The following is a 19579-nucleotide window of genomic DNA, read 5'->3' on the forward strand; positions in this document are numbered from 1 at the left end:
CAACGATATGGCAAACGTAAAGGCATGGCGGGAGGTGGTAACCCTCCCGACCTACGAGATCGGCGAAGCCGAGAAGAACCCCATCTTCCTCGAAAAACGCGTGTATCAGGGGTCGAGCGGCGTGGTATATCCCTACCCCGTGGTCGAAAAAATCAGCGATTCGCCCATCGACCACGACTGGAACGCCGTGTGGCTGGAGAACGAATACATCAAGGTGATGATACTTCCCGAGCTCGGCGGCCGCGTGCAGATGGCCTACGACAAGGTGAAGGGCCGCCACTTTGTGTACTACAATCACGTTGTCAAGCCGGCCCTTGTGGGCCTCACCGGCCCGTGGATCAGCGGTGGCATCGAGTTCAACTGGCCCCAGCACCACCGCCCCAGCACCTATCTGCCCGTCGATTCAGACATCGAAGAGCATGCCGACGGGGCCGTGACGGTGTGGGTGAACGAGTACGAACGCATGTTTCATCAGAAAGGAGCCGCAGGCTTCACCCTGCGGCCGGGCTGCGCCTATCTGGAAATCCAGGGGCGGCTCTACAACGGAACGCCCGTGCCGCAGACCTTCCTGTGGTGGGCCAACCCGGCAGTGGCCGTGAATGAACACTATCAAAGCGTGTTCCCGCAGGACGTAAACGCCGTGTTCGACCATGGCAAGCGCGCCGTGAGCAGCTTTCCCGTCGCCACGGGCACCTACTACAAGATGGACTATTCGGCCGGCGTGGACATCTCCAACTACAAGAATATCAAGGTGCCCACGTCGTACATGGCCGTCAATTCCAAGTTCGACTTCGAGGGAGGATACGAAAACGACACCCGCGGCGGCATGCTGCACGTGGCTAATCACCACTTCTCGCCGGGCAAAAAACAGTGGACTTGGGGCAACGGCGACTTCGGAAGGGCCTGGGATCGCAACCTCACCGACGCCGACGGACCCTACATTGAGCTCATGGCGGGCGTGTTCACCGAGAACCAACCCGACTTCACCTGGCTCATGCCCTACGAGGAAAAGCGCTTCACGCAGTACTTCATGCCCTACCGCGAACTGGGCGTGGTGAAGCAAGCCTCGCGCGACCTCGTGATGAACATCGACCGCAACGCCAACGGCACCGTGTGGTTCAAGCTCTATGCCACGAGCCTACGGCAGGTGCACGTGGTGTTGCAGGGCGACGACGGCACCGTCTACTACGACCGGCAGACGGAGCTTTCGCCCGAGAACATCCTCTGCGAGACGGTCGATGTGCAGGGCTGCTCGCTCTCTGCACTCACCCTTCGCGCCGGCCGGCTGGTGTGGCATACCGAGCCCGACGAGCTGCGACCCATCCCCCAGGCCGCCCAACCCGCCCTGTTGCCCGCCGAGGTGAAGACCGTGGAACAGCTCTACCTCACAGGGCTGCACCTCGAACAATACCGCCACGCCACCTACAACCCCGTGGATTACTATGAGGAGGGACTGCGTCGAGACCCCGAAGACTACCGGTGCAACAATGCGTTGGGGCTGTGGTATCTGCGCAAAGGCCGGTTCGGCAAGGCTGAACCGTACCTGCGCAAGGCCGTGGACGTGCTCACAAAACGCAATCCAAACCCCTACGACGGCGAGCCCATCTACAACCTTGCACTGGCCCTACGCTGGCAGGGACGCACGGCAGAGGCCTACGACCTGTTCTGGAAGTCCACCTGGAATGCCGCCTGGCAGGATGCCGGCTTCCTGAATTGCGCCCGCATTTCCGTGGAGCAGCAGCGGCTTGAAGACGCTCTCGGGGAGGTGGACAGCTGTCTGGCGCGCAACGCCTACAACCACAAGGCCCGCGCGCTGAAGGTTGCCGTGCTGCGTCTCATGGGGCGCACGGTCGAGGCCCTCGGCCTGGCCCGCGAGAGTGTGGCCATGGATCGGTTCAACTATGGCTGCCGCTACGAGGAGTTCCTGCTCACGGGCGACGGGCAGCTGCACCGCAGCCTGGCCGCGTTGATGCACGGCATGCCCAACAACTACGACGAGCTGGCCCTCGACTACTGCGCTGCAGGCCTCACCGCCGAGGCCCGCGCGGTGTGGCAGTGGGCCATCGACGAGGGAGCTGCCACGCCCATGACCCACTACTACATGGGTTGGGCGGGCGACGCCGACGCCTTTGCAAGGGGCGAACGGGCCTGTCCCGACTACTGTTTCCCCAACCGCACGGAAGACATTCTGGCCCTACAGGCCGCCCTGCGGCACAACAGCCGCGACGCCCGCGCCCACTACTATCTGGGCTGTCTCTACTATGCCAACCGGCAATACGGCCCAGCCCACGACCACTGGACGCGCTCCGCCGAGCTCGACCCGTCGCTGCCCACAGTGTGGCGCAACCTGGCTCTCTACGCCTACAACAAGGCGGGGCAGTCCGAACAGGCCCGCACATACATGGAACGGGCCTTTGACCTGAACCCCACCGACGCGCGCATCCTGATGGAACTCGACCAGCTCTACAAGCGGATGGGCCTCGACCCGGCCTGGCGGCTGGGGCAGCTGCAACGCCATCCCGCCCTCATCGCGCAGCGCGACGACCTGATTCTCGAAGAGGCCACCCTGCTCAATCAGACCGGCCGGCACGCCGACGCCCTCGAACGGATAGACCATCACCGCTTCCATGCCTGGGAAGGGGGCGAGGGTCGGGTGAGCGGACAGTACCAGTTGGCCCGTTTGGAGCTGGGCAAGCAGGCCCTCGCGGCCCGGCGATACGACGATGCACTCGGGCTACTTGCCGAGTGTCTCGTCTACCCGCCCCACCTGGGCGAGGGCCGGTTGGAGGGCGCACAGGAGAACGACTTCTACTTCTTCATGGGCGTGGCCCATGCTGCCAAGGGCGAAGACAGCAAGGCCCGCTCCTGCTGGGAGCGGGCCACGGAGGGGCCTCGGGAGCCTGCCGCCGCCATGTACTACAACGACGCGCGGCCCGACAAGATATTCTACCAGGGACTGGCACTGCTCCGGCTGGGCCGCACGGACGAGGCGCGGGGGCGGTTCCACCGGCTCGTCGACTACGGCAAACAGCATCTCTTCGACCGCGTGGTGATGGATTACTTCGCCGTGTCGCTGCCCGACCTGCAAATTTGGGAGGGTTCGCTCGACCTGGCCAACGAGCTGCACTGCAAGTATATGCTGGCCCTGGGCTACTACGGACTGGGCGACCGCACCCACGCCATGCGCTATCTGGAGGAGGCCTCGCGGCTGGACGCCAACCATCTGGGCCTCTTTTCCTTCCGCACGCTGGTGGCGTTGCAGCTGGCCTGACCGCCGGGCACGCGGCCGGAGCGGCATGTCCGCCCGGCCGCCGCTACTCGCCCCAGGGATTGTCGGCCCATTCTTCATCGAAGCCCACGGCTCCCCAGCGCTTGCCGCCGGCAATGCCGGGGCCGTCGCCGGGCGTAGTATGCACGTGCACGTCGCCGGTTTTCTTGTATCCGCCGTCCTCCGTGCCGATGTCGTAACGGGCCCTTCCACTCACGCACACCATCTGTTCGAGTTCCACGTGTATGATTTCCGTCTCTGGACGCTGGTAAGTCCGCTGCTGTTTGTTGGCTTTCATATTCTTCTTTTCACTACGTATTTCTTTCCATTAACAATATAAAATCCCTTGGGCAACCCATCCAGGAAACTGCCGGCACGCACCAGCCGGCCGTCCGGCCCATACACTCCGCGGGGCGCGGAGGCCGCCGTGCGTGGGGCGGCAGCGTGCAGGGGAGTGATGCCGGTGGGCGTGTCATCGCCCGTTTCGGCCCCGTACACGCTCTGGGCCTTGGCCAGGGCCCCGTCATCGGCCGACGCAAGCACGCACGCAAAACCGGGCGTCCACGTGCCGCCCGCGGCCGATGTCCACTTGTAGAACGCGTTGGGCCACTGGCTCTCGTCGTCGCCCGAGTAATAATAATAGCTGTACTGCTGCAGCGACTTGCCCTGCGCGTAGTTGCCGCGGAACGTGTAGGCCACGCCGTCGCACGTCTGCACCACCGTCTCGCCGTCGAGGGCGGCGTCGGTCTGGGGCTTCTTCTGTATGCCCACGATGGTGGTTTTCACGCCCGGCGTGCTGCCGGCGTGGATGGCCGGATGGATCATGTAGGGATGATGTGCCCGTGTAACCGTGACGGGCGTGGTGAAATGCAGGGTGATATACTTCCTGCCGGCACCCTCCATTTCAGAGCTCACCGCGGAAAATTCCACCACCTCCAACCCGGCTCCGTAGGCACTTTTGAGCTGGGCGGCGGTCATGTCGAAGGGCAGGCACATGGTGTACCACTTGTCGCGCACGCGCACCGAGTCGACTGTAATCTTCTTGCCCAGCGTCGAGTCGGTCAGCATGAAGTTCTTCCAACCGGCATAATCGCCATGAAGCCCCTCGAAATAGTCGGAGTGCTTCACGGGCAACCGGTTGCCGTCGGCGTCGAACACCCAGTGGTTCAGCTCCGGATGGTTGCCGTAGGGCGAGCTGCTGTAGCCCGCCGTGCCTATCACTTTGACGTATTCGTTGGTGTAATCGTCGTAGGCCTCACGCTTGAAATGCAGCCGTGTAACCACTTTCATGTTGCCGTCCTCGGGCGTATAGAGATCCCTGGTCACGCCCGTTTGCCCGTCGGTACAGGTGCCAGCCTGGTACTTGTAGGTGATGTTGTCGGTGAAAGCACCCTCGGCACACTTGGTGTGGTTGCCCAGCACGTAGACATCGGCCAGGTTGTAGTTGTTCTCAAAGGTGGCTGTCTCGATCTGTTCCACGCCCTCGGGGATGGTGATGCTGCGCAGTTCCGCGCACTGGGCAAAGGCTTTTGTGCGGATGACGCGCAGCGAATTGGGCAGCCGTATGGCCTCGATGCCGGCCCCGAGAAACGCACCCGCGCCTATCTCGGTGACGCCTTCGGGCAGCACAATGTTCTTTAAACCCGTGCAGCGGTCAAAGGCTTGGGTGCCGATGACGATGCTCGTCGAGCCGTAATGAAAGTCTACAGTCGTCAGGTTGGGGTTGCCCTGAAAGCACAGGTTGCCGATGTGGATGCTGCTGCGGGCGCCAAACACCACCTTTTTCAGCGACTTGTTGTGAAAGGCCTGCTGGGCCACGGTGAGGCCGATGGCGGCATTGTCGGGGATGACGACCTCCTCGATTTGGCACCGGGAGCCGTCGCTGAATGTGGTGGGAATGGACGATGTAGTGGCCGGATAGGTCACTTTCTTCATCGACGTGAGCCAAGCCAGGCCCCGAAGGTCGTTGTCCGACTGCAGCTCGGCCTCAGAGAGGTCAAGCTCCCGAAGCACAAAATGCTGGTAACCGCCGTAGCTCTCGCCATAGAGGCGGTAGAGGTCGGCCTGTGTCATGCGCACGCCGGGGGCCGTCGCAACTTTCAATTTCCGAGCCGTGAGCGCCCCCGAGGCGGCCAGGAAAGCCGTGGGCTGCGCCGCGGCATACTGTCCTGTGAACTCGGCATCCAGGTCGCCCGCCGCATTCAGCGTCAGGGTCACGGTGCCGTCGCCGGCTGTGGCAACAGCCAGCTTGGCCTGTGCAAACTGTGTCACGAGGATGCACAGCATGGCAAGCAAAGTAATTCTTCTCATGTTTTCCTATTGATCTATATTTGTACAATGTTTCATGCCCGCCGGTCAACACGCCGGCGTTAAGAATATCTCTTCGTCTTTGGGTGGCTGCAAAGTTACGAAGACGCGGCCGACAAGGGATTTCCAAAAAGTTAGAAAAGATTTCCTTTTCTTTAAATTCCACGTAAAGCCCCTTTGAACTCAAGGTCATTTTGCCTATCTTTCCTCTATAAAACCGAAAATAAAAGCCCTTCCAGGTAACTCAAACACCCGGAGTTCGCCACCTCGTTCCATATTGGTTGCGTACAGGCCCGTCTCCAGGCCTGCATAAACGATAATGATACTTTCCTCTTCGAGCTCCGGGCTCACACTGGGTTCCATCGCCGGCCATGTCGTGGGTTAATTTGCAAAGCGAGGTCGCGTGCCATCACAAAGATAATAGCCTTTCCATGACCGGTATATCGTGTCATCCGTTTTCGTCGGAAGTCCCGATTCTGTTGTCGAAGTCCTTGTATTGGACGTTCCGGCTGAGTATGTGCCATGCGCAGACAAGCATCTTGCGCGCAATGGCGACCTGTACTTTCATCCTGTTCTTTCTGCGGACTTGTGTCTGATGATAGGAGAAGCGGTTGAAGAAACAGCCTTGGGTGCGGCTCGCGCCCCAGGCGCATTGGATGAGGGTGCGGCGCAGGTAGCGGTTGCCATGGGTGATGCAGCGTGACTTTATGGTCTTGTTCGACTGGTCGTTGCGTGGTCTCAGGCCACTCCATGAAGTAAGATGGTTTGCCGTCTGGAAATGGCCCATGTCCGTTCCGATTTCTGCAATCAGTGAGGTGGCGGCCCTCATCTTTATTCCCGGTATGGTCTGTAGGTTCTGCAATGCGGCGGAGTATTCCCTTTCACAGACGGCCTGCATCTTGTCCATGCATTCCTGCTTATGTTGCCCGGCCATGTCTATCTCGGCCTTGAGCTGGCGCAGGATGTCCATGTCGCATTCCGTGACGCATCCCGTGAGCGAGGAGATGATGGTGTCCTTCCCGTGGCGATTGATGATACGGCCGTGAATCTCCTCCACAAGCACCTTGGGGTCGGTCACGCCCTCGCAGATCCTGTCTATGACGGACTTGTAGCTCTTGCTGTCCGTGTTGGACACGTAGTTGCCCAGCCGGATGTTGCACCGCTGGACGACGGCGTCGAGCTTGGCGAGCTTTCGGACAATCTCATCGTCAAGGTCGTAGATGCGCCTGTCATACTGGCGCAGCTGCTGGATGCGCTCGGGCGGGACGAAGCTGCCACGGACAAGTTCCTTCATCATGCACTCCGCTATCCACCGGGCATCCTTGACATCGCTCTTGTGGCCGGGAAGCTGCCTGATGAAGTAGGGGTTGATGAGCTTCAGCTTGAAGTGCGGCTCAAGCACACGCCATACAGGAATCCAATAGACACTCGTGCTTTCCATGCCGGCCTCCTCTACGTGATGTGTGAGCATCAGATCACGCATTTCCTGTAACTGGCAGGTCAGAACACCGAAAACTTTCTCAATAATTTCGCCTGTGCTGCTCAAAATACAAAGATAAATGCTATCTTTGTGCACGTCAAGGCCGCATACGATTCTCATAAGCCTACATTTTGAGGATTATTAATACCTCTCAAAGATAATACAAATTGTGCCACGAGCATGTGTTTAGGACAAGGAAATCTATGCTGGCCTTGACACTTCTACCGGTACAAGGGAAGCCGTCAGGGAATTTATTTTTGGTTTTTTATTACCACTGGCTTATAAATCACGATTTTTATGTAAATTTGCCAACGACTTATCTGCCAATCATGACTAAAAACGAAATCGAGGTGGTGCCTTTCGGCGCATTCCGCGAGCTTATGGAGCACCCGGGCCCGGTAAGCAGCGGACTGTCGTGCGCCTGCGACGACTACGGCGTGACGCTGGGCGCACCCCATTTGTTCCGTTCCGTGTTCGGCCGTTCCCACTATGTACGCATGGATTGCATGCGCATGGGCATCGTCAAGGAGGGGTTCTGCAGCCTGATGGTCAACGGCAAGACGTACCGTTGCCAGCCCGGCGACTTGATTTATATCAATTGGGGGGGGGTATTGGGCCCTGATATATTTTCCCGAGGAGTTGTTTTCGAGGGCATGGCGGCCCGCGAAGACTATCTCCGGACTCTTTTTTCCGGCGGCGTTCCTTTGCTCCTTAGCGATGCGAATTTCCACTTCCGGCTGAGCCTCAATCCCGTCGAACGGGAAGCTCTGGGGCAATATCTCCACACCCTCTACCTGCTCACCGGCGACCCGCAGACCAGTGCTTCGTGTGCGCAGCTCATCGGGTCGCTGCTGCGCTACGTCGAGCTGCTGTACAGGCGGCACACACCCGGGCAGACCAACGCCGCGACGGGCGACAGCCTGTGTCTGCTCGACCGCTTCCTCTCGCTGGTCGACTGCCATGTGGCGCGCGAGCACAAGCTCGCCTTCTACGCCTCGGAGCTGTGCACCACCCCCACCTATCTCGACACGCGCATCGTGCAAATCAGCGGCGAAACGCCCAAGGAGTGGATAGACCGGGCCCTCTCGCTCAAGGCCAAGACAGCCCTGCGCTGCTCCGCGACGCCCATCAAGACCATTGTGAACGACCTTGGTTTCCCCTCATCGAGTGCTTTCTGCAAGTTCTTCAAGCGCACGACCGGCACCACGCCCATGGCCTACCGGCGCAGCAGCCGGCTGTCCCAGCAAAGCCCCGAGCCGCGGTAAAATCGCCAAGGCACGGGGTTTCGGCATGGAATCAACGCCATTTCGTTACCCATGATACAGGATTTCCATGTAAAATCAATACCATTTCATTTTCCATGGCACGGGGTATTGCCGTGCGTGCCGGCCTCCGTGTCGGCCCGCACGCCCGAAAGGGCGTTCACCCGCACGACACAACAGCCCCGCGACAACGCCGTAATCGCAACGCGATGACGCCGCAATCGGCGGGCGACGACGGCGCAATCGCGCGACGATTGCGCCGTCATGGTATCGCGAAAAACCGTTGCCGCATGGGCCAAGCACGCATGCGGCACAAAGAGCTACCGCCCCAACAGGCGGCGCAGCGAGAAATAAAGCTCTTCCTCAAGCCGGAAGAGACACCACGACAACGAGTCGGCAGCACGGCCGGCAGCCCCTCTTTCGCCCTGCAGCCCCGGCCCGGAGGCCCACCGCAGGGGCGCATAGCCGAACTTGCGGCGCAGCCGAGGCCGCAGCCGCCACGTCTCGATGCCGGCCCACGCCTCGCGAATCTGCCGCAGGCCGCGGGCCGCAGCCGCGGCCCCGAGCCGGCGGCGGTGGCTGTGGTAGAACCAGTAGAGGTCCACCACATTGAGCCAACGGTGGTTCTCGTAGATGGAGAGCAGCTCGGACGGCACGCCCAACTGCCGCAGCTGCCGCGCCATGCTGAGGTTGGCCGCCAGATAGTCGAACCGCCGCGGGCTCACCTGGTGGGACACCGAAGCGGCGTGCTGCCGATAGAAATAGGTGCCGTCGCAGAGCCGCACCTCGCGCGAGGCCAGATAGTGCAGCCGCGTGGTGTTGTCGTCGCTGAAAGCATGGGCCGACTCGTCGTAGGGATAGCGGCGGTGAATGTCGGTGCGAACCATGTAAACGCCGTGGATGGCCCAGGTGAGCGACCGCTCGAAGGCCTCCCGACCGGTGAGCACTCGGAAAGGCTGCATGGGGTATTCCTCCTGACGCGAGGGGCTGTAATAATATAAGGTGTGGAAGAGCACGCAGTCGGTGAGCGGATGGCGGTCGAACACGGCCACGGCGCGGGCCAGGCAGTCGGCGGCCATCCAGTCGTCGCTGTCCAGAAAACACACCAGCCGCCCCCGGGCCCGCCGCAGCCCGATGTTGCGTGCGCGCGCCTGTCCGCCGTTGTCGTCGAGGTGCACCACCTCGATACGCGCGTCGCGACGGGCATAGTCGTCGAGGATGGCGGGGGAGCCGTCAGTCGAGGCGTCGTCCACGCACACCACCTGCACGCCCGCCAGCGTCTGCGCCAGCAGCGAGTCAAGGCACTGGGGCAGGTAGGTCGCCGTGTTGTAAACGGCCACGAGCACGGTTACCTGGCAGGGGGTCATCGGCGGCGGATTTTGCGCATGAGGGCCGCCCAGAGGTTGGCTTTGCCATGCAGAATCTTGACCGAAACGGCCAGCGCCACCCCGCCGAGCAGCAGCCCCGCTGCCCAGTAGGCCGGCCCGTGCACGAAGAGCGTTACGCCGTAGGCCGCCACGCCGAGCGGAATTTGCAGCAGCGCGTAGCGGCGTACCGACGGCGCCACGCGGTAGCCGTAGCGTCCGTGGGCGTAGCCGTAGACCACGGCCAGGTTGAGCACGCCGGCTGCCACCAGCCCCGCGCCCGTGCCCACGAGGCCCAGCCAGCGGTAGCCCACGATGACGAGCACGACGAAAGCCACGTCGTAGACCGCCTCGAGCAGCAGGTAGCTGCGCGAGTCGCTGCGCGAAAGCGCGATGTATTCCACGGGCAATGTCATGGCACGCAGGTACATGGCCAGCACCGTCAGCTGCACCATGCCCAGCACCGGCATGAACTTGCCGCTGTAGAGCAGGGGCAGCAATACGGGCAGGGCCACCATGAAAAACACCAGCATGGGCGAGACGAGCAGCAGGAGCACCTCGGTCTGGTGGTTCACCATCTCGTTGAGCCGCGGCCCGCAGTGGGCGATGCCCGAGAGCCGGGGGAAGTAGTCGGTCTCCATAGCCGAGAAAACCATGCCGGCATAGGTCATCGTCATGACGAAGCCGGCATTGTAGAGCCCCACGACGGCGAGGTCGCCCGTGGTGTTCAGATACGACCGCACCAGAAACTCGGCCCCGCTGCCCAGCACGCCGGCCGCCACGAAGGCCAGTCCCAGCGACACCATGCTCCCCCCCTCGCGCAGACGGCTGCGCGAGAATCGGAACGCCGGGCGGCACAGCCGGTAGGAGCATGCCACCGTGGCCACGCACTGAATGAGGGCCAGCAGCACCAGCGAGGGCACGATGCCGGCCTGCCCGAAGAAGTAGTAGATGGGGACGGAACAGAGCAGGGCCAGCACGATGTTACACACGGAGACGGCGGCAAGAGCCCGCAATTGGCGCATGCCCTTGAGGATGGCGGCCTCCCCGCCCGTGACAGCCAGCAGACCCACAACGGGCGAGAGCAGCACGAAGTGGAGCGTGTGGTCGCCCCAGTCGAAGGTCCAGCGGTCGAGAAGCGGGCTGAACAAGATGCAGACCGCCATGCCGAGCAGGGCCGTGAGCAGCTCCCACAGCCTGACCAGACCCACGGCACGCTGCACGCGCAGCGGCGAGCCGGAGTCGAAGGCCTCGGAAACATTCTTCACGGCACTCATCGGAAGACCCAGGTTGGTGGAGTCGGACACGAGCTTGATGGTGGAGTTGAAGAGCGAAACAAGGCCCATACCGTCGGGTCCCAGTATCATGGCCACCAGCTTGGTACGCACCACACTGACCAGAATATTGAGCCCTTGCACGCCGCCGAAGAGGCTCGTGTACTTCAGAATGTGCGAATACGAATCGCCCTTCTCCCGTTTTTCCATCCTATTTTAAACGAAAAAGGCAAAGTTTTATTATCTTTGCAGCATGAAACTCAGCATTGTCATCCCCGTCTTTCAGGCGGCCGCCACACTGCCGCGCTGCCTCGAAAGCATCATCGGCCAGTCGTACCGCAACTGGCAGCTCATCCTCGTCGACGACGCTTCGACCGACGGCAGCCGCAAGCTCTGCGATAAATATGCCGCCAAGGACGCCCGCATACAAGCCATTCACCTCAAGAAAAACAGCGGCCTCAGCGCGGCGCGCAATGCCGGACTGGCCAAGGCCCGGGGCGAATACCTGACGTTTGTCGACGCCGACGACTTCCTGGGCGAGGACACGCTGGCCCTGCTCATGGAGATACTGGGCGTGCATCCCGACTACGACCTGCTGGAATACCCCATCTATGAGCACTACGGCGGCCCCGGCCAGCGCATGCTGCGGCTGCGCCGCGCCGAGTACACCGACATGCGGGCCTACTGGCTTCGGGGCGAGGCCTACCGTCACAGCTACGCCTGCAACAAGGTGTACCGCCGCGAACTGTTCGACGGCGTGCAGTTCCCCGTGGGCCGCACGTTCGAGGATGTGGCCACGCTGCCCCAGGTGCTGCGCAAGTGCCGGCTCGTGGCCACCACCGACACGGGCCTCTATTACTACACCTACAACCCCACAACCATCACCCGCCGCGCCACCGGCAAGGACTACGGCTGGCTGCTCGAGGCCCATCTGCGGGCCATCCGCACGCTGCGGCTGCGCGCCACCAAGGCCCCGGTGTGGAACGATTACTACGCTGCGCTGGTCAATATCCAACTTGACGTGATGGAGCGCACCGGCCGCAAGCCCATCCTGAACCCGCGCCTCAACCTGCAACCCACGCGTCTGAAGACCCGCGTGCTGAAGCTCACGGGCTTCGGCCCGCTGGCCCAGGCCTCGCGACTCTTCCACCGGCTGCACAGGCGCAAGGACTGAACTGCCCTGCGCCACCCGCCCTCATGCCCACAACGCCCATGGAACCCATTGCCCCGAAGCCGCTCGTCAGCTTCATCATCACCGCCTACGACCTGCCCGCCGAGATGCTCTGCACCTGCGTGGACAGCATCCTGAAACTCTCGCTCAACCGCGACGAGCGCGAGATCATCGTCGTGGACGACGGCTCCAAACGGCCCGCCATCGACGACCTGCAGGGCTGTTGGGACGAGCTGACCTACCTGCGGCAAGCCAACCAGGGCCTCTCGGCCGCCCGCAACCACGGTCTGCAATGCGCCACGGGCGCCTACGTGCAGTTTGTCGACGGCGACGACTATCTGCTTCCCGCACCCTACGAGCACTGTCTCGACATAGCCCGCTACCAGAATCCCGACGTGGTGATGTTTCTCGAAACGGAGAAAGCCCACCCGGAGACGCCGTTCCTCTACGACGGGCCGGTGAGCGGCGCGGCCTATATGCACCAGAACAATCTGCGCTCGTCGGCCTGCGGCTACCTCTTCCGCCGGGCCATCCTGGGCTCGCTGCGCTTCACGCCGGGCCTGTTGCACGAGGACGAGGAGTTCACGCCCCTGCTGTTGCTGCGGGCCGAACGCGTGTTTTCCACACCGGCCGAGGCCTACTTCTACCGGCGGCGCGAGGCGTCGATCATGAGCCGGACGGACCATCGCCACATCGCCCGCCGTCTCAGCGACATCACCGACATCATTCTCCACTTGCAGGACGTGGCCCAACACGCGCCCGAGATAGACCGCGTGGCCCTGAACCGCCGCATCGCCCAGCTCTCGATGGACTATCTCTACAACACCATCCGCCTCACCCACAGCCGCCACCAGCTGGCCGAGGCCATCGGGAAACTGCGCCGGCACGGCCTCTTTCCCCTGCCCGATAAGGCCTATACGCGCAAGTACACGCTGTTTCGCCGGCTCATCGGCACGCGCATGGGCCGGCAGCTACTGCTGCTCACCATCAGATAACCGCCGCCTCCACCCACGATGAAGATACTGCTCCTCGGCGAATACAGCAACGTGCACGCCACGCTGGCCCGCGGCCTACGCCGGCTGGGCCACAAGGTGACGGTGGCCAGCAACGGCGATTTCTGGAAAGACTATCCGCGAGACATCGACCTGGCCCGCCCCTCGGGCCGCTGGGGCGGCGTGCGGCTCGCGGCGCGGCTTGCGGCACGGCTGTCCCGGCTGCGGGGTTACGACGTGGTGCAGCTCATCAATCCCATGTTTGCCGAGCTGCAGGCGGCCCGGCTGCACCCCGTCTACCGCTGGTTGCGGCGGCACAACGGCCGCGTGGTGCTGGGTGCCTTCGGCATGGACTACTACTGGGTGCACGAGAACCTGACGCGGCGGCCGCTGCGTTACAGCGACTTCAACCTGGGCGACACGCTGCGCCACGACGCGGCGGCTGAGAAAGAAAAACACGACTGGCTCGGCACCGACAAGGAGCGGCTCAACCGCATGATGGCCCTCGACAGCGACGCCATCGTGGCCGGACTCTACGAATACTGGGCGTGCTACGCGCCCCTCTTCCCCGGGAAGACGCGCTTCATCCCCTATCCCATCGACATGACCGGCCGCCCCGAGCCCGGCCCGCGGCCCAAGGACGCGCCGGTAAGGCTGTTCATCGGCATCAGCCGCGGCCGCAGCGCCTACAAGGGCACCGACGTGATGCTGGCCGCGGCACGCGCCGTCGAGGCCCGCTACCCCGGGCGCACGCAGCTGCGCGTGGCCGAGGGCGTGCCCTTTGCCCGGTACGTAGAGCTGATGGATGGGGCCGACGCCATCCTCGACCAGCTCTACAGCTACACGCCCTCCATGAACCCCTTGGAGGCCATGAGCCGCGGCATCATCTGCGTGGGAGGCGGCGAACCCGAGAACTATGACATCCTGAACGAGCACGAACTACGCCCCATCATCAACGTGCAGCCCAGCTACGACAGCGTGTACCGCGAGCTCGAAGCCCTCGTGCTCCACCCCGAACGCATCGACCGGCTGCGCCGACAGAGCTGGGCCTACGTGGCCCGGCACCACGACCACCTGAAAGTGGCCCGCCAATACGAGGAACTCTACCGCCAAATCAGCGAAAAAGATGGGAATTTAAAATAGAGATTCGCTTGCAAATTACAAATTAATCACTACTTTTGCACCACATAACGCATATCCAAAATGAAAGAGAAAAAGGCTATCACACTTAAAACATTGACCAAGAGCAACGTATGGGATGTTCAGGAGAACGATGTCTTCCGCATGTGGGAAGCGGCCGAAAAGGATGCCGACCTGAAAGACAACATGCGCCGGTACACCGATACCATTCGCAGTGCTTTCGAGGTGGAGGAGGTGAAAATCGACAAGCCGGAGGTCATCAAGAAGTACGAGCAGCGCGGTTTCAAGATTGGAAGCATACGGGTGGACGAGAACACGCGGCAGAAAATCGCCATCAAGAAGCGGCCCATCATGCGCGTGACCGACCTGACCTACGAGAACATCCACCACATTTCGGCCGCCAAGCTCATCGAAGTGCTGGGCCGCAACTTCGGCGGCGGCTGGGAATCGCTTTCACAAAGCACGCAGGACATCATCCTCTCGGGCTTCGACATCTCCACCACCACCTTGCCCAAGGATCGTCTGCACAAGAGCGGAGGTCTCTACGAGCGTAAGGTAAACGACGGCTACGAGGTGCTGGAGATTGCCAAAGGACTATGGACCGAGGCCATCTTCGCCAAGGAGAAGCCCGAACTGGAACCCCTTCAGGAACTGCCGGACGACCCCGACAAGGACGACTCCTTGGAGGACACGCTGGCCGACGAGGGCGAAGACCTGCCCGAAGAGGAGGATTTCAAGGTCGAGGAAGAGGAGGAGGACGACACCTTCGACGACGACAAACTCACCGAAGAAAGCTACCGCACCACTTACGACACCGACCCCGAGGATCTGAACTACGAGGCCGAGGAGATTAGTGACGAGAACGATTATTAGGCCGCCGACCGGCTCCGGAGCCACCGCCGCCTCCGGGCCGCAATGCCAACGAGAGCTACGGGGCGGCCCATGCCCCACCCATCAAAAAGGGCAGGACTCGCACGAGTCCTGCCCTTTTATTATACTCACTTTCATTTGGAGCTTGATTGTGGGGCCACGCCTCACGGTGAAACCCAACGCTCTTGCTTCAATTGTTACCTGAATATCCAACAATCTTGTTTACCTTAGCCAATAACCTATTGCCTGTAACAATCTAATCTACCTAAAACTAAAACCTAAATCAAACTAATAACCTAAAAAACCTAATAATCTTGTTTACCTTTTGACAATGCAAAGATACGGCAAAATCAGCCTCATTCCAAATATATCCCATCCCTTTTAACCACTTTTTCGCATTGTGTGTACGTGCACAACAGTTGTTAACAGATAGCAGACATCAATAAATATTCGTTGACACATGACTCCTGTCTTCCCACAAAGTGTTCTACATGGCCTGCCCATCTTTGTCTGACAACCTATTTTACAATACCTGAAATAATGAATATCACATTTGTAACCTTAGTGATGAAAGGACAAATATGAATGAAAAAGGGCGCAAGATTTGCCTTGCAGCAAACCTTGCGCCCCATCTAAATTATGATGCAAGCTCTGAAAAGAAACTTACTTACACCTTTGCAGGAGACTTACTTGAAGTCTTTAAATATCGGAAGCCCGTATTTACGCTCGTTGTAGGCGACACTTATTCTCTGTTTGTTGACCCCTAAACAGTAGGCTAAGTTGTTTCCAAAATTTAGCGTGCGGGTCTTAGACCAATAAAGAGTTCCCTCTCCGAAATCAGACGCTTTTCCCTCCAAGTAAAGGCCGATAGGCGCAAGATGGAAGTAGCCGGAAAGCTCATCCTTAAAGAGAGGGTCGTGAGAAATGTTGTGATTTATCACCTGATCATTATAACTTGTGACGAAGCGATAATCTACATTATCAGGGGCTTTGTATTGCATTTGGTCTGGAGTAGTGCCGTATGCATCACCAATAGTTTTCAGTCTCTTGATCCACATCCTTCCGGCATACAAATGTCCCATCGATGTCCAGAGTTCGTTATCCCAGTGCGGAGCCCCTCTCATGACCAACCAAGCCATCTGGTTCACGTTGGCACAATCTTTGGCAGACTGCTCTGCCCAGTGGTTAGTCGGAGTGTTGTACCATCTTACAGGAGATTGGGTTGCGCTTTTGGGATAACTTTCGTAATAGCCGCCATTAATCGTAGGCTGCCAAGCACTGAATCCGTGCCAATAGGTCGATCTGGCATCCCACATATAGTACTCGTTCTTGTCGAAGTCCTCAAGATCCAGATTAGCTGTAACATCATATATCTTTCCAGGCTCACAGTTCATATTCTCTATATACTTGGTGACAGTGCCTTCCAAGTTATTATAAGTTACAACGCCATTCTCTATTTTCTTTGGACTGTGCGTAGTATTTCTAAACCAATAACGTACAATGAGCGTGTGCGTACCCGGTGCAATAACTATGTAGCAGCCTTTGCCGATGTCTGTTTGTTCATTGTTGACAACAAAACCGTCACTGCCACCCGTGGTGAGCGTTATTGTCTTGGATCCATTGGAAGTGGGGGCATTGGAAAGTTCGCCGTTGCTGAAATTATAGACACCCGCAATGTTATCTTTTGCAATGACTTCTATCTTGGTCAGCTTGCTCTTCTTAATCATATAATGAGAAGTTCGGGGCAGGAAGCAGAGATAAGATGCCTTGTGCTTGAGGGTAAAAGTAAATGAGTCCCCACTGCCCGAGGCAGTCCCTACTCCACAATCACCCGACTTGCCGGCATGGCTGAAGTCGTTGGCAGCCGATTGTGCCTGGTTTGCGGCAATCGTCACAGTAGTGCCTGTACCGTTGTCACCGGTGTAGTGGACGTCACAGCCATTGTTGAATGAGCCCGAAACATTAAATCTGCCGCGTGTCTTTTTGTCATTGAACGTGCCTTCATTACTCTGCTTCCATTCTCCGGAGGTGTTCTTTACCCAAACCTTGTCACCTGTAGACCAGTAGGCCGTGGCACCTTTTTTATATTCATGGGTAATGGAAGTGCGGGTGGCAGGAGAATCGGCGGCACGTGTGGGCAACACGCCGTCCCCTATGAAAGTCACGTTGCTGGTAGCGGTATTTTCACCGCCTTGTTTTTCTCCCTGCACAGCGTCGTTGCCGGCACATCCTGCCAGTGTGACTGCTGTGAGCAGAATGGTCATATTTAAGAATAAATGGCTTGCTTTCATGTCTTATTCACTTTACATTTACAAATATCCTCAATCTTCCCAAGCATTTATACGCTGAGGTTGCTCTTCGTCATCGTCAGAGAAAAAGCCCCGTTTAGCATCGCCGTAATCACCGTCTCCCTGTCCGATGTGCTCGTGGTCTCCACTGAATTCCATCATGCTCTCTTCTTCCACATAGATATTTTCTACTATCGGGCAGACATATATCCGTCTTCCTAATTTCGTCCGATTTATTTCCATCATGTTTTTAAAGAATAAATTATGCTTATATATCTCTTGGTTTACTTATCAAAAAAGGAGATCTTGATAGATTCCTTTGTTTATAGGGACGGCAACTGTTCCACGCACGAAAAGGTCTTTGGGGTTTCTACGTCTCCCTCACGCTCACCTTTGCGTTATCTTGTAAAGCTGACACCGGGTACTACTCACTCGTTAATATCATGTTGTCTTCCCATAAAGCGTCTGCAAAATTACGTCAATTTTCTGAAATCAGCAAATAGAACTTAAAAAAATTGTAGATCCTACACAAACAAGAACCTGTGACGGCACGCTGCATGCGTGCCGTCACAGGTCTAAGCAACAAGGAGAAAGGGTGTCAGCACACTTTCTCCAGCTTCTTCATCATCGAGAAAATGAAGACGAACGAGGCCAGACAGAGGGCCACAAGCACGCTCCACACCATGGTGAGCGGCAGTGCCTTCCAGAGGTAGGCCGGAATCTGAACCAGGAAGTTGCCGATGGCCGTGGCGCCAAACCAGCAGCCCATCATCACGCCCTGGTACTTCTGTGGGGCCACCTTGGACACGAAGCTGATGCCCATGGGCGAGAGCAGCAGCTCGGCAAAGGTGAGCACGAGGTAGGTGCTGACGAGCCACATGGGCGAAACACGCTGTTCATCGGTGAGCGTATAGCTAAGACCCACGGAGGCCAGAATCATCACCACGTAGCCGGCGCCGGCCACAAGCATGCCGTAGCCTATCTTGCGGGGAGCCGAGGGCTCCTTGCCGCGCGCGGCCAGCCAGCCGAAGAGGGCCATGCTGAGCGGCGTGAGACCCACGACAAACGCCGGGTTGAACTGCTGGAAGATGGGGGCCGAGACCTCCACCGACCCGCCGTCGGCCATCAGCGCACCGTATTTGTAGCCGATGAAACAGGCAGAGGCAATGATGACGAGGGCAGCAATCGTTCGCCCGCGGACGGTCTTGCTCTGGAAAGCAGCCACGGCGGCATAGATATTGACAATGACAGCCACCACGTTGGTCACGTCGAAGAGCATGGCCGTCCAGCCCGTGGCGCTGGTCTGGGTGAAGTCGCGGGCGAAGTAAGTAAGCGTGAGACCGTTCTGGTGGAACGCCATCCAGAAGAAGATGACCACGGCAAAGACCAGGAACAGAGCCACCAGCCGGCTGCGCGTGTCGGCCTTGTCCTCGGCCGTCTCTGGCTTGGCCTCATCGGCCTTGACCGTTGCCGTGGCCTTGGCGGCGGTGTTGTCCACGTGGGCAAAGGTGCGGCGGAAGCCGTAATAGATGGCGATGGAGATCACCAGCGACACGCAGGCCACGCCAAAGGCATAGTGATAGGCCGTCTGTTCACTGGCGTGGAACGAAGTGCGAGCCCAGGCCATGAGCTTCAATGCGGCCGTGGGGGCAAAGAGGGCGCCAATGTTGATGGCCATGTAGAAGATGGAGAAGCCCGAGTCGCGCTGCCCGGCATAGCGGGCATCATCGTAGAGCTTACCCACCATCACCTGCAGGTTGCCCTTGAAGAGGCTCGTTCCAATGCTAATCATGAGCAGGGCCGCCACCATGATGGCCACGGCGGGCATGCCGGCTCCGGCGGGCACGGCCATGAGCAGATAGCCCAGGAACATGACCACGATGCCGATGGTGACGCAGCGGCCGAAGCCTATCTTGTCGGCCGCGGCGCCGCCCACGATGGGCAGGAAGTAGACCAACATGAGGAATGTGGAGTAGACCGTGCCGGCCAGTCCCTCGTTCCAGCCGAAGTTGGACTGCAGGAAGAGCACGAAGATGGCCAGCATGGTGTAGTAGCCGAAGCGTTCGCCCGTGTTGGCCAAGGCCAGTGCAAAGAGGCCTTTGGGTTGGTTTTCAAACATAAGAGATGGGATTTGTATTGGTGGATAATAGTTAAAGCCAGTGA

At 59.3% G+C, this 19579-nt stretch carries 14 protein-coding genes; 6 read left to right on the forward strand and 8 right to left on the reverse strand.

The features are described from left to right. The first annotated feature begins 7 nt into the window (after nt 1–7). Nucleotides 8–3271, forward strand: coding sequence for a DUF5107 domain-containing protein (locus PREDE_RS09315; protein WP_005846797.1), 3264 nt, complete (start codon nt 8–10; stop codon nt 3269–3271). 43 nt (nt 3272–3314) lie between these two features. On the opposite strand, the gene PREDE_RS09320 is transcribed toward PREDE_RS09315, so the two are convergent. The 3 genes from PREDE_RS09320 to PREDE_RS09330 form a co-directional block, all read right to left on the reverse strand. After that, complete coding sequence (locus tag PREDE_RS09320; RefSeq protein WP_005846798.1) at nt 3315–3566, reverse strand: hypothetical protein; 252 nt, start codon at nt 3564–3566, stop codon at nt 3315–3317. Next, entirely contained in the window at nt 3563–5578 is a 2016-nt protein-coding gene (locus tag PREDE_RS09325) for a leucine-rich repeat domain-containing protein (protein WP_005846800.1), read from the reverse strand. The genes PREDE_RS09320 and PREDE_RS09325 overlap by 4 nt, the downstream gene beginning before the upstream one ends. Nucleotides 5579–6023: 445 nt before the next feature. Next, complete coding sequence (locus PREDE_RS09330) at nt 6024–7175, reverse strand: IS110 family RNA-guided transposase (protein WP_005848072.1); 1152 nt, start codon at nt 7173–7175, stop codon at nt 6024–6026. A 209-nt stretch (nt 7176–7384) separates the two neighbouring features. Here PREDE_RS09330 and PREDE_RS09335 point away from each other — a divergent pair, with 209 nt between their 5' ends. Next, nucleotides 7385–8320: a helix-turn-helix domain-containing protein gene (locus PREDE_RS09335; RefSeq protein WP_005846802.1), complete on the forward strand. Its 936-nt coding sequence runs from the start codon at nt 7385–7387 to the stop codon at nt 8318–8320. A gap of 317 nt (nt 8321–8637) precedes the next feature. On the opposite strand, the gene PREDE_RS09340 is transcribed toward PREDE_RS09335, so the two are convergent. Together PREDE_RS09340 and PREDE_RS09345 are read right to left on the reverse strand one after the other, a co-directional pair. Next, nucleotides 8638–9684: a glycosyltransferase family 2 protein gene (locus tag PREDE_RS09340; protein WP_005846804.1), complete on the reverse strand. Its 1047-nt coding sequence runs from the start codon at nt 9682–9684 to the stop codon at nt 8638–8640. Next, a complete protein-coding gene (locus PREDE_RS09345; protein WP_005846806.1) occupies nt 9681–11165 on the reverse strand; it encodes an oligosaccharide flippase family protein in 1485 nt (494 codons plus the stop codon). Before PREDE_RS09345 ends, PREDE_RS09340 begins: the two co-directional genes overlap by 4 nt. Nucleotides 11166–11208: 43 nt before the next feature. On the opposite strand from PREDE_RS09345, the gene PREDE_RS09350 reads away from it, so the two are divergent. The 4 genes from PREDE_RS09350 to PREDE_RS09365 are packed head-to-tail and all read left to right on the forward strand — an operon-like array spanning nt 11209 to nt 15131. Further along, nucleotides 11209–12129 carry a glycosyltransferase family 2 protein gene (locus PREDE_RS09350; protein WP_005846808.1) on the forward strand — a complete coding sequence of 307 codons (921 nt, stop codon included), beginning with the start codon at nt 11209–11211 and terminating at the stop codon, nt 12127–12129. A gap of 38 nt (nt 12130–12167) precedes the next feature. Then, nucleotides 12168–13121 (forward strand): glycosyltransferase, encoded by a 954-nt coding sequence (locus PREDE_RS09355; RefSeq protein ID WP_005846810.1) that lies wholly within the window; start codon nt 12168–12170, stop codon nt 13119–13121. A gap of 18 nt (nt 13122–13139) precedes the next feature. Continuing rightward, on the forward strand, nt 13140–14261 hold the full coding sequence (locus PREDE_RS09360; protein ID WP_005846812.1) for a glycosyltransferase family protein: 1122 nt from the start codon (nt 13140–13142) through the stop codon (nt 14259–14261). A 60-nt stretch (nt 14262–14321) separates the two neighbouring features. After that, nucleotides 14322–15131 (forward strand): hypothetical protein, encoded by an 810-nt coding sequence (locus PREDE_RS09365; RefSeq protein ID WP_005846814.1) that lies wholly within the window; start codon nt 14322–14324, stop codon nt 15129–15131. A 683-nt stretch (nt 15132–15814) separates the two neighbouring features. On the opposite strand, the gene PREDE_RS09370 is transcribed toward PREDE_RS09365, so the two are convergent. From PREDE_RS09370 to PREDE_RS09380, 3 genes are all read right to left on the reverse strand, one after another. Next, complete coding sequence (locus PREDE_RS09370) at nt 15815–17419, reverse strand: hypothetical protein (RefSeq protein ID WP_005846817.1); 1605 nt, start codon at nt 17417–17419, stop codon at nt 15815–15817. 30 nt (nt 17420–17449) lie between these two features. Then, nucleotides 17450–17662, reverse strand: a complete 213-nt coding sequence (locus tag PREDE_RS09375) for a hypothetical protein (protein ID WP_005846819.1) — start codon at nt 17660–17662, stop codon at nt 17450–17452. Between the two features lie 352 nt (nt 17663–18014). Further along, on the reverse strand, nt 18015–19535 hold the full coding sequence (locus PREDE_RS09380; protein WP_005846821.1) for a peptide MFS transporter: 1521 nt from the start codon (nt 19533–19535) through the stop codon (nt 18015–18017). Between the last annotated feature and the right edge of the window lie 44 nt (nt 19536–19579).

The sequence above is a fragment of the Prevotella dentalis DSM 3688 genome, assembly GCF_000242335.1.
Taxonomy (GTDB): Bacteria; Bacteroidota; Bacteroidia; order Bacteroidales; family Bacteroidaceae; genus Prevotella; species Prevotella seregens.